We start from the raw sequence: 11,280 nt of genomic DNA on the forward strand, positions 1-11,280 counted from the left end.
TCTCTCAGCTACGTTTCCAGAATCCTTCAGGCAACGAATTCTCCTTCGGAACTATGTCTCCTTCTGTTAATTCCCCCGAAACGGCAGTTATTGAACCCTGGGCTGAGGTGGACCCAACACCCAAATCCCAGGGCAATAATTCTCAAGACAGTCAGTTTAGCGAAGAACCGAGTGCTCCCAATTGGGAGCGCGCAGAGGGTGGTGAGCCGGACGATGAGTTAACTGTTGAACCAAACGCCGATGCAAACACTGAACTTAGTGTTGAAAAGACATCAGCCTATAAGAAAACCCTAGCTGATGATGCTGTGGGAGCCTTTTTTAAGGAAATGGCTCGCTATCCACTGCTGAAAGCGGATGAAGAAATTGAGTTAGCCCGCCAAGTTAAGTTTTTAGCCGATGTAGAAAAGTTGTCTAAGGACTTAGGTGAGCAGCTAAAGCGCTCACCCAGCCGGTTGGAAATGGCCACCGCCTTAGACTGCAGCGAAGCTGAATTTACCCATCGTTTGAAGTATGCCCGCAGTGCAAAGCGGAAGATGATCCGCTCCAATCTGCGACTGGTAGTCTCCATTGCCAAGCGTTATCTCAACCGAGGTGTGCCGTTTTTAGATTTGATCCAAGAAGGTGCCCTGGGTCTTAACCGAGCTGCCGAAAAGTTTGATCCTGACAAGGGCTATAAGTTTTCCACCTATGCCTACTGGTGGATCCGTCAGGGCATTACCCGCACCATTGCCAACGATGCCCGCACCATCCGGCTGCCGATTCACATCGTCGAAAAGCTTAACAAGCTGAAAAAGACTCAGCGAGAACTCCGTAAGCAGCTCAACCGAACTCCAACGGAAGCAGAATTGGCTGCAGAGTTAGACCTCACCCCTGAGCAGCTGAGGAGTCTGCAGCAGGTACGTCGTAAATCCCTGTCCCTAAACCATCGGGTGGGTAAAGGGGAAGATACCGAGCTGATGGAACTGCTAGAAGATGGCAGCACCCTGTCGCCTGAGTCTCGGATGAATGAGTCCATGATGCGGCAGGAAATCTCCGATGTTCTAACCGAGGTTCTAACTGAGCGTGAAAAGGATATTATTTCGCTGCGCTACGGTTTGACCACGGGGGAACCCCATACCTTGGAAGAAGTGGGCGGTATTTTTAACCTGTCACGGGAGCGTGTCCGTCAAATTCAGACCAAGGCCATGCGTAAGTTACGCCGTCCCCAGGTGGCCTCCCGCCTAAAAAACTGGCTGCGGTAACGCCAAAATACTGGGTATCTAAAAATACTGCCTTTTCTAGAGGCTCTGGATAAACTGCTACAGCCTTCTGGTGCGTTGTCTGCACCAGAAGGCTGTCCATTTAGTGACTGGGCTAGGATCCGCAGAGAATAGGTGTACATCGCTACAGAGCGTGCTGTAGCGCTAGGGACACAATTTTTTTTATATTTTTCTTATGATATGACTGAACACTACAGGTGTAAGGGATGCTATGGACTATAAGCAGGAACGAATCACAACGATTCATGATTTTGGTTGCGATTTATCGCGATTAGAAGAACGGTCATGTGAATTGACCCGCGATACTCCGACCGCTGTTTTGATTCCATCCCTCTATGACGAGCTGGAACGACCTGCTCTGGCTCGTATTCGCGACCATCTCAAAGACTGTGCTTTTGTAAACACAGTTGTTGTCAGTCTCTATGCGGACACAGCGGAGCAGTATGCTAAGGCCGTTGAATTTTTCCGCCCGTTACCTCAAGCGACCCACATTATTTGGGAAAACGGCCCACGGGTGGTTGCCCTGCTCAAAGAGTTGCAGGAGCAGGGTCTCGATATTCTGATACATCGGGGTAAAGGTCGAGCTGTCTGGCTGGGTTTGGGACTGGCCACTCTCCATGCCGGTGCGATCGCACTGCACGATGCCGACATTATTACCTATGACCGTTCCTATCCCCTCAAGTTGCTCTTTCCCATCCTAGAGCCTGAGTTTGGTATCGCCTTTACCAAGGCTTACTATGCCCGCATCAGCAACGAACCTCGTAAGATGAACGGCCGGGTGACTCGACTGTTTGTCACCCCCTTGCTCGAGTCGCTGATGGCGGTTTGGGGCCATACGGACTATTTGTGCTATTTATCGGCCTACCGCTATCCCCTATCGGGCGAGTTTGCCCTCACCAGCGATCTGGCCTTAACCACTCGCATTCCTGCCAACTGGGGGTTAGAGGTGGGTCTGCTGGCCGAGGTTTATCGTAATGTGGCCCTCAAGCGCATTGCCCAGGTGGATCTAGGCACCTTTGATCATAAGCATCAGTCCGTGGGAAAGGCTCCCGGTCAGGGACTGCAAAAGATGTGTCGAGACATTTTGCAGTCCCTGCTGCGCACCCTGACAGAAACTGAGCAGGTGGTAATTGGCAAAGACGAGTTGCGATCGCTACGCATCAAGTTTCGTCGTGAGGCCCAGGACTTAGCGCGGCAGTACTTTGTCGATGCCCGCTTCAATGGTCTGCAGTATGATCGTCACAAAGAAGAAAACACCCTCGAAAAGTTTGAGGAAGTGATTGTCAATGCTGGCGAACAGTATCTAGAGGATCCCACCGGGACAGAAATTCCTGACTGGACCCGTGCCCTAGCCGTTATGCCCGACCTGCGCCAGCGTCTGGGAGAGGCCGTTAACGCTGACATGCGAGCGGTATTTCCCCAGCAGGTTCCTCCTTTTGTAGAGATGACTTTCAAACAGCGGCCATACAGCGCCACCCATCATTAAGGGTTTGTTTGAATCTTTAAACCTTTGTAGGGGGCGTTCTATAGAACGCCCCCTACAAAGGTTTAAAGCGCAACGCGATTACTCGTACTACGGAATGTCACATTTACCCCTTCACTGGTTTGCTCTAGCACCAGCAGCGGTGTTGGCTTTGCCTTTTGATCCCAATGCATCGTCGCCAAACGACCTAACAGTGTGGGTTGCCAAAACTTTTCATCCCGCTCTGGACTCAAGAAATTCTCAATGCAGTCAATAATCTCTTGGACCGTGATGGACGTAGCCTGCGTAGGCAGCTTGACCAACTTAATTTGAATCCGGAACAACACTCGCTTTTTCTTTTGATCATCCTGGATGGTCTGGTATTCCACATCAAAGATTTGATCGACGGCCCGGGGTTTGGATGAGGCAATCCCTACCACCCCCTGCTGAGCCTGCTGCGGTCGCAGTGCCAGGGTAATCCGCTGCTTCACCTTAACTTTTAGCTGATTGACCACGGAGGCATGGAAATGCTTTTCTTCCATGCGCATTCTGAGATAATCCAGATTAAAGTCACGCGAATGTACAAGATCTGGGTTTTTTTCCATCTTACTGATGGTCGTCAGCGCCAGCTTCACCCGCTTTTGCAGCTCTTTATTTTTATAAGCCTCAAATTTGAGCTTCTTGCGTACCTGTGCAAACTGGAGCTGAGAAACAACGCCCAGGATCAGTAAAAGCACAGCCAAGCCAATCGAAGTATACAGCCATGGATTTTTAGGCTGAACAACAGGACTCGGAGCCTGAGCTACCAAGGGATTGAGCTCAATAACGGGATGAGACATAGCTAAGGAATAGTGCTATCCGATTACATTTAGCATGCCCTGGGCGGTCGTTTCCGGACTAAGAGGATATATCTAAACCCATGTGAAACCTCTGTGAAATTTCGATGGCCTTAGGTGCCTTTAGTGACGCCACCGTGCGCGATATCCCCGAGCATCTAGGTGACTCAGACGTGCAAAGCGACGATAGCGCCCTAAACCACCGGGCCACCAGGGGTCTAGTGCCCAGTAAATTTGATCTCCAGAGAGCCCATCGACATAGAAATCAATGGCATCTCCAACGATGTGACGACTGTTGGAAGCTCCGCCCACCTGGCGATTGATATCCGCCGGACGATACCAGCTCGTGATATGAAAGGGACGACCCAAACGATCGCGAGCCTGCTGAGCTAGTTTGGCAATGCGTACCATAGCATCTACGGTTGCCTGATTAGGTGGCATGCGGGTACCACCCCGGGTAGCTTCAGCCCAAGTAAAGTTGCCATTGGGAAGAATAGAGGTCCCCAAGTCAATATTGTAAGGAGTCCAGCGGGCAGGACGGGGTGGCAGCGGTGGCGGTTTCGGGACTGGCGGTGCTTCAACTGAATCGCGGTTAGCCCGGGTCATACGCCGCACATCTTCAAAGAGAGACTGAATGGCATCTATCCGCCGCTCCAGCTTACGCCAGATTTGCACACAGCGAATCAGGGCTTCGCGCTGTTCTTCTGTTTCTTTGTAAGCCTGCGGTATGTCTTCTATAAACGCTAGCAAGGACTGATCGACTCGTTGGGCGGCCTCAGCCAGGGCGGTTGGGTTATCCTTATTAGCTGATAAAAACTGGGGGGTGGCCCCTAGCTCACTGAGGGCCGTTGGGCGTGAATCTAACCCCTTCCACATGCGGTAAGTTTCTGTGAGCGCAAAACGGGAATACCCATCCCGCTTATATGCATCAGGCACTCGCTGGACAAAGGCAATTAAGGCCGGGTCTACAATTTGTAGGTTAGTTTCTGCTGCCCGTGGATCGCTGGTGCGCAGCCACTCGATGGTTTCTTCCCGCGAGTCTAGCTGTTTCCAAAGCTGGCTCAGGCGCAGCAGAGCCTCACGCTGGTGGGGATAGCCAGAGTAAAAGCGAGAAACCTGGCGGATAAAGTCGGTCAGGACTTTATCTAGGGCCGGTTCATCGACGACATCATTGGCAATCGGCACATTCATCGCCTCGATGGTGCTCTGGTGAGAATCCAGTTTGCGCCAGATGCGGGCGGCTTCTAGCAAGGATTCTCGTTGAAAGTCAAGCCGACCATAGTTGGGGGCAATGCGTTCGGAAAAGGCTATCAGTTCATCATCCAGCTCTGCTAGATTATGGGGCAGCTGCTGGGCACCGTAGTCGTAACTAATATCTTCGACATAGGCCGCTAGCAGCTGTTCTGCATTACAGCTTTCTAACCGGGCGGAGGCCTCTTCAGAACCTGATGGCATGTAGCCTTCGGCAATCCGTTCAATAAAGCGATCGCTATAGCGTCCCTTGGCAGCATCCCATAGATCATTGCCGCCCCAGCCATCAGCGGTGAGCTTGCTGGTCAGGCCCCGCAGTGTATTGGCGGCATACTGCACCTGCTCGGGAAACGTATTCACCTGATCGACAGGAATCTTATTGGCGGCGGCCACCCCTAGTCCGGTTTCTCCATCCATTAACCGGGGGGCTTGATGTACGGCGTAGAGGCCTGCCAGAATCGGTTTGTGGATACCGGCTCGTTCAGCCTCAAGAAGATAGTAGTAGTTGCGCTGATCGGGTACGAGTTCTGCCATGGTTAGCTGAGCTAAAACGTTCTATCTTGACAACGGTGAAGGGCTGATTGTAGGACGCGCTGGCCCATTCCATTAGCAATTTGCACAAAACAAAATGTATTCAGCGTCGTCAAGAACTGGCCTCTAACGTATATCAGTTTCTTGATAACCTTTGAATTCCTTAATCAAAATAATGAAGCAGGGAAAGTATACCAGCGATGACAGCACAACGGTTACAGGCACTGACAACTGAGGTGGGTCGCCAAGCATTGGCTCAGATTCGCCTGGTGGCAACGGATATGGACGGTACCCTGACCCAGGGTGAGGCGTTTACACCGGCTCTAATGGCGACGTTAGAACGGCTCAACGCGTCGGGGATGCCAGTGTTGATTACAACGGGACGCTCAGCGGGCTGGGTGCATGGTGTACTGCATTATTTGCCAGTGGTGCTTGCGATCGCAGAAAACGGCGGTCTTTACTTCACCAAAGAAAACCGATATCCCACCTTTCTCCAGTCCATTGCCAATAACCACAGACAGTTGCTATTGCAACAGTTTGAACGCCTACGCCAGAAGTACCCCCAGCTCAAAGAGTCCAGCGATAACCTCTTTCGCCTGACCGACTGGACCTTTGACGTTACCGGCTTAAGCCTAGACGACCTGCAATGGATGACCGACAGCTGCCACAAAAACGGCTGGGGCTTTACCTACAGCACCGTGCAGTGTCACATCAAACCCCTACCCCAGGACAAAGCCAGCGGTCTCGCCCAGGTCGTTGCCCAGCAGTTTTGCGAGCTGTCCCATGAGCAGGTTCTTACCGTTGGCGACAGCCCTAATGACGAAAGCATGTTTGACCCTGGCCAGTTCCCCAACTCAGTCGGTGTTGCCAACGTGCGGCATTATCTAGACGCGCTGGCGCACCATCCTGCCTTTGTCACCCAGGCAGAAGAGGGCAAAGGCTTTAGCGAGCTAGCAGACCGGCTGCTCAATAGATAATCAAGAACGTTACAAAACGATTACCGTTCTTGATCCATAAGGCGATTCAGCGGAGAAATCAGCTGTGGCAATTCCTGTTGAATACCGTCCCAGATGATTTCTAATTGCACCTGAAAAATTCATGCGCAATTACATTACGAATGTCGTTCATCAGCTGCCATGGTATCTCTGGTGCTTTTTTTTGAATGTCTTCTGGTACAGCACGTGCAGCCTCACCGATGACAACGTACTTGTAAAGGATTGAATCAACGAGGGTCTCATCAGCAATAAATTGATCGTAGCTTAGCCCAGCTGTTCTGCTTAGGATGCTTTCAATTGCGTACAAAATATCTTGAACTCGTCGTTTCCAAGTTCTAGAAGACATGTACTAGGTCCTCTAGCGCAGGCTGACGAAGGTGCTCCTTTAGCGCTGCTTGAGTACCCATATCAACAGGGTGCTTAAGTAAGTTTTCTAGAAACAGCCGGATCTGACTGAAACCAAACAAACCAATAGGTTTTGAAAATTCAACTAAGCAATCAACATCACTAGTCGGTGTCGCTTCATCCCGTGCGACAGAACCGAAGATTTGCAAAGACAGCACTCCTAGCTCGTGGAGTTCAGCCTCATGAGCCCTCAATCGCCTCAAAACCTCTTCTCTTTGGGGAGCGGCTAGAACCTCCATCAAGTATCTATTCACCAGGCAACGTCTTTCATATTTTAACGGCCCTTTCCCATTGGTCCCTGTCATTAGACAATAGAGCCTACTTTGACGCTCATAGCTATGACAGATACTTTGCGGGTGCGGCGCTGGACAATTTCTAGAGTGCTGATGTGGGTGGGGATTGCCATTACGCTGCTGTTTGTACTGGTTGCCCTTTTTGCCCCACTGATGCAGAGCTGGGGCTGGATCCAAGACCCGCTGGTCACCCTGAAAAATCCGGTCCATGTGCCGCCGTCGGGCCAGTATTGGTTTGGCACCAGTCGTCAGGGCTATGATGTCTTCTCGCGGACGCTGTTTGGGGCAAGGGCGGCCTGGCAGGTGGTGCTGCTGGCGACTGCCATGAGTGTGGTGGTGGGGGTACCGCTAGGGATGGTCAGCGGTTATCTGGGCGGCAAGCTGGACCGGGGGCTGCTGTTCTTTATGGACACGATCTATACGCTGCCGGTTTTGCTGCTGGCGGTGACGTTGGCCTTTATCCTTGGCAAGGGCGTAGTCAATGCGGCAGCAGCCCTAAGCATTGCCTATGTGCCCCAGTACTACCGGGTGGTGCGGAACCATACGGTCAGCCTCAAAACAGAATTATTTGTAGAAGCGGCCCAGGCCATGGGTGCGTCTACGTGGGCGGTACTGTCCCGCTATTTGTTTCTGAATGTGGTGCAGAGTGTGCCGGTGCTATTTACGTTAAATACGGCGGATGCGGTACTGATTTTGGGCGGTTTGGGATTCTTGGGGTTGGGGCTGCCGGATGAGGTGCCCGAGTGGGGCAGCTCGCTGCGCCAGGCACTGGACGCGCTACCAACGGGTATTTGGTGGACGGCGCTTTTCCCTGGATTGGCTATTACCGGCATGGTGACCGGGTTATCCCTGATCGGCGAAGGTTTAAATGATCTGGTGAATCCCCTGGTACGCAAGGAAAATTGAGGATTTGCATGGTTTTCCCAGTCCGACTATGTGACACTCATCACGTCAAAAGCTCAGCCTCACTTAACCAGCTTTTATGAATTGCTCAGGGTGCCATCACATGGCTATTAGGCGACCGATAGATAGTTAAATCAATCGCTTATGCAATCTCGATTGGAGACTATCACCATGAAAAAAGCAATCACCGCACTTTTTATTACAGGATTAACGGCTGGCACATTGGGTTCGGTTTTGGCCGCTCCCAGCTCAGCTCAGCTTTTGGAAAGTATTGGCATTGGCGCTGGGGCTGGCATCATCACAGGTACCGTGGTGGGTGACGATGCGGGTCTAGATGATGTGATTAATGGCGGTGCAGCTGGCGCGGCTGTTGAGGTCATTGGTGGCGATGATTCTAGCCTGGCCGAAGATGCGGCCATTGGCGCGGCAGCTGGCGCGGCAGTCGGTACGATTACCAATGATGATTCGTTAATTGAGAATGCCGTTCAGGGGGGGGCTGTGGGGGCACTGATCAATATTTTTGGGAATTAGACATCGAAAATTAAGAAGATTCAAGCCGTTTGCGCCATTCTTCGTCGATTTTGTCGCGGTTGGCGATCTCTTGGTCAATCAGGTCAGTCTCGGTGGTGTAGGCCAGGTTATCTTTGCCGACGATGGTTTCGATGGCAAACTGTTTGGTGTAGTCGAGTTTGCGCTGAATGGTCTTGCCAACGAGGTTTTGACGCTGAGTATTGCGAGCTTCGATTTTCTGATTTTGTCCCTGCATCCAGAAGTAGCGGATAGCGGGAATGCCGAGAAAGGCAATGCCATAGGCTAGAAATAGGTCACAGAGGGAGTAGATCAGACCGATAAAGCCTGTGGTCCAGCCAGCGGCGATAAAACCCAGGTATATGGAGCCAACCACCAGCAATGTACCCAGGCCAATGGCAATGGTGACCTGGTCGGAGCTGGCGCTGGTAAAGCGACGTTTGGTTTCTTTAAGGAATGCGGGCACCGACTGGGGTTTGTGATTCTTGGCGGTGACCTGTAGCTCGGGGAAGTAATAGACGAGATCGCCCTGGGGGCTGACTTTGGGACGACCGTTAAAGCGGCTAAGGGCCGGGATGACGTAGTCTTCAAGGTCGTCGTTGAGGTTGGCGTTGTCTAGATACGGAGCCAGCTGCTCGGCGGTGACGGCACCTCGGTTGTTACGAATGACGGTTGCGATCGCACTCCACCGTCTTTCATCCAAATCCTTATTGGGATCGCCATCACCAAATAAAAACGAATAGATCCCCTCTAAAAAGTTGAGTTTGCCGCTGTCCTGGCGAGAGCGCCCTCGCGGCGAGTGGCTCTGACGACCATACTGCCGTTGGGGACCATAGCTAAACCAGTAAAACCAATCCCGACCAATCCACAACCAGGGATTAAACCCCATCCCACCCCTATAGCCGCCACGATTGTCCTCATCCTGCTGGGACTGCATGCCGATCTGGATCGCAATAATCGCCGCAAACACTAGCACCACCGCCAGGATTAGCATGATGCCAAAGGAAATCCGAATCAGATAAAACAGGACCGCCCAAATTTTTTGCCAGGTTTCCTGCCAGCGTAGCTGCCAGTATCGATTGCGCAGCGTAGCCCGAAACTGCCGGGGAAACTCATAGGCAATATCCCCTGTATCAGCTACCTGCATATGGGCCTGGGTGGCGGAAGCCAGGGCCAGCACCCCGGCCTCCGCCTGACTAATATTTAATCCAGTTTTAGCGGCCACATCACCCGCAGTCACCCGATATTCCAGGGTTTCGACCGCTTTCATGACGTCCTGATTTAGCTCCATGGGTTCCTTGCAGTGGCTTTCTTGTAGCGATGCCCTTAGTATAGAAAGCCCCGTCAGATATTTGCCATGACGGTACAGGTGCGGGTTTCCATTCACATAAAAAAGCTGGACTGAAAGCATCAATCCAGCATCGATTTAAAATCGATTTAATGTCCTATGTTCTAATTTTCAGACAGCAATCCTTGTGATTACTTATTCCCCGTGATTTGATCCTTCACAGTCCCTAGGCTACTCAGCAACTCGCTGCGGTTGCTGGCTTTGAGCAGATAGCGATAGATAAACCAACCGGTGTAGATCAGACCAATTAGCTCCATCGTGGGAGCTAGCACTGGAATATCATTAATCGCCGCCAAGATAGCAAACATCATCTTGATCGCAATTAGGCCGCCGAACACAAGACCAATCACCGTCAGTGGTCGTTTGTACTCATTAAAGATCTCGACCACATACTGTGGGGCGTCCCCTAGTACGCTGGCAACTTTAGCCAGAATTTCTTTAGCCTGTTCAGCAGTATCGGCTGCACTTTGAGCTGTTACGTTCTCTTCAGGGGGATTGATATCGGTGCTCATCTTTCAATATGGAGTATTAACAACCTGGGAGCGGATTTACCTCACTTATGTGCCATGCGGCTAGTGAATCAGCTTAGTTATCAGCTTCTGAAGCTAAACCAGAGCTAGTCCCAATGCAAGCTGCCAAGCGCGCATAACATGCCAGGCCTAGCTGTGTGCAAACCAATGCACTTTAAACAGTTTATTCTGACTTCATAGAAAAATAATATCCTGCTTCGACATATAGTCAATTCCAATCATTGCTCACCGAGCATGGCCAAACCAGTAAACAATCCCCTGACACCGTTGGCTGAGCACTGCTGAGCGCTAATCACTGATAAGGAACACTTTCCCAAACATTTCAATTTGAGACTGCTTGGCCATGGAACTCAAAGCGATGACTAAAATAGGGCTTATTGCATTCTACTTAAGGGCCTATCGAAACCATCTACGGCGAGCTAAAAGGTCTCAAACCTAGTCAGCTCAAGCAACTACGTCGTCTTTACCATCAGCGCATTCCCGGTAGTCAGATTACTAACCGCGAATTTGCCCAGCGTCTGGCGGCCATCAGTACTGATATCAACCAGCCAGTGTGTGCCTACATCGATCGGCGCGGTCACGTCATTCGGATCGGAGTGGGCTCCCCCAGGCAAACCCAGATTCCGGCCATGGAGCTACCCCGATACGGGGCCGAGCGTTTGAGCGGAATTCGCTGCATCGCCACCCAGCTCAAACAGGAAGAACCTGGCAGCGCCACCCTGACAGCCATGGCACTCCAACGTCTGGATGCATTGGTGCTGCTGACACTAACCGGCAGTGGTTTTCAGCGTAAGGGCGGCGGCGCTACCGGCTATATCCGCGAAGCTTACCTGGCCCATTTGGTCCCGGACGAGACCCAGCGCTGGTCGGTCTCAGACCCAATGGATTTGGAAAGCCTGAGTCTGGAAGACTTTGCCGCCCTAACCGAAGGTCTAGAGG

At 51.6% G+C, this 11,280-nt stretch carries 11 protein-coding genes and 1 pseudogene; 6 read left to right on the forward strand and 6 right to left on the reverse strand.

Annotated features, from left to right (window positions below; all coding sequences use genetic code 11):
• Positions 1 to 53: 53 nt before the first annotated feature.
• Entirely contained in the window at positions 54 to 1,241 is a 1,188-nt protein-coding gene (locus IQ260_RS19655) for an RpoD/SigA family RNA polymerase sigma factor (protein ID WP_228016278.1), read from the forward strand.
• A 229-nt stretch (positions 1,242 to 1,470) separates the two neighbouring features.
• Positions 1,471 to 2,745 (forward strand): glycosyltransferase family protein, encoded by a 1,275-nt coding sequence (locus tag IQ260_RS19660; protein WP_228016279.1) that lies wholly within the window; start codon positions 1,471 to 1,473, stop codon positions 2,743 to 2,745.
• Positions 2,746 to 2,807: 62 nt separating this feature from the next.
• Here IQ260_RS19660 and IQ260_RS19665 read toward each other — a convergent pair whose 3' ends face one another.
• Together IQ260_RS19665 and IQ260_RS19670 are read right to left on the reverse strand one after the other, a co-directional pair.
• A complete protein-coding gene (locus IQ260_RS19665) occupies positions 2,808 to 3,560 on the reverse strand; it encodes a hypothetical protein (protein WP_193994794.1) in 753 nt (250 codons plus the stop codon).
• 120 nt (positions 3,561 to 3,680) lie between these two features.
• Positions 3,681 to 5,342 (reverse strand): D-Ala-D-Ala carboxypeptidase family metallohydrolase, encoded by a 1,662-nt coding sequence (locus tag IQ260_RS19670; RefSeq protein WP_193994795.1) that lies wholly within the window; start codon positions 5,340 to 5,342, stop codon positions 3,681 to 3,683.
• A gap of 197 nt (positions 5,343 to 5,539) precedes the next feature.
• Between IQ260_RS19670 and IQ260_RS19675 the strand changes: the two genes are divergently transcribed.
• Positions 5,540 to 6,316, forward strand: coding sequence for an HAD family hydrolase (locus IQ260_RS19675; protein ID WP_193994796.1), 777 nt, complete (start codon positions 5,540 to 5,542; stop codon positions 6,314 to 6,316).
• A 100-nt stretch (positions 6,317 to 6,416) separates the two neighbouring features.
• Here IQ260_RS19675 and IQ260_RS19680 read toward each other — a convergent pair whose 3' ends face one another.
• On the reverse strand, positions 6,417 to 6,680 hold the full coding sequence (locus IQ260_RS19680) for a HepT-like ribonuclease domain-containing protein (protein WP_193994797.1): 264 nt from the start codon (positions 6,678 to 6,680) through the stop codon (positions 6,417 to 6,419).
• Entirely contained in the window at positions 6,670 to 6,993 is a 324-nt protein-coding gene (locus IQ260_RS19685) for a nucleotidyltransferase family protein (protein WP_322745001.1), read from the reverse strand. Before IQ260_RS19685 ends, IQ260_RS19680 begins: the two co-directional genes overlap by 11 nt.
• Before the next feature lie 84 nt (positions 6,994 to 7,077).
• Here IQ260_RS19685 and IQ260_RS19690 point away from each other — a divergent pair, with 84 nt between their 5' ends.
• Together IQ260_RS19690 and IQ260_RS19695 are read left to right on the forward strand one after the other, a co-directional pair.
• Positions 7,078 to 7,938, forward strand: a complete 861-nt coding sequence (locus IQ260_RS19690) for an ABC transporter permease (protein WP_193994798.1) — start codon at positions 7,078 to 7,080, stop codon at positions 7,936 to 7,938.
• A gap of 168 nt (positions 7,939 to 8,106) precedes the next feature.
• Positions 8,107 to 8,466 (forward strand): hypothetical protein, encoded by a 360-nt coding sequence (locus IQ260_RS19695; protein WP_193994799.1) that lies wholly within the window; start codon positions 8,107 to 8,109, stop codon positions 8,464 to 8,466.
• Between the two features lie 10 nt (positions 8,467 to 8,476).
• On the opposite strand, the gene IQ260_RS19700 is transcribed toward IQ260_RS19695, so the two are convergent.
• Complete coding sequence (locus IQ260_RS19700; protein WP_193994800.1) at positions 8,477 to 9,754, reverse strand: hypothetical protein; 1,278 nt, start codon at positions 9,752 to 9,754, stop codon at positions 8,477 to 8,479.
• Between the two features lie 188 nt (positions 9,755 to 9,942).
• Positions 9,943 to 10,323, reverse strand: coding sequence for a CAAD domain-containing protein (locus tag IQ260_RS19705; RefSeq protein WP_193994801.1), 381 nt, complete (start codon positions 10,321 to 10,323; stop codon positions 9,943 to 9,945).
• 569 nt (positions 10,324 to 10,892) lie between these two features.
• On the opposite strand from IQ260_RS19705, the pseudogene IQ260_RS19710 reads away from it, so the two are divergent.
• Positions 10,893 to 11,280, forward strand: a pseudogene (locus tag IQ260_RS19710) (GTPase HflX); the annotation flags it as partial.

The sequence above is a fragment of the Leptolyngbya cf. ectocarpi LEGE 11479 genome, from assembly GCF_015207065.1.
GTDB lineage: Bacteria > Cyanobacteriota > Cyanobacteriia > Phormidesmidales > Phormidesmidaceae > Leptothoe > Leptothoe ectocarpi.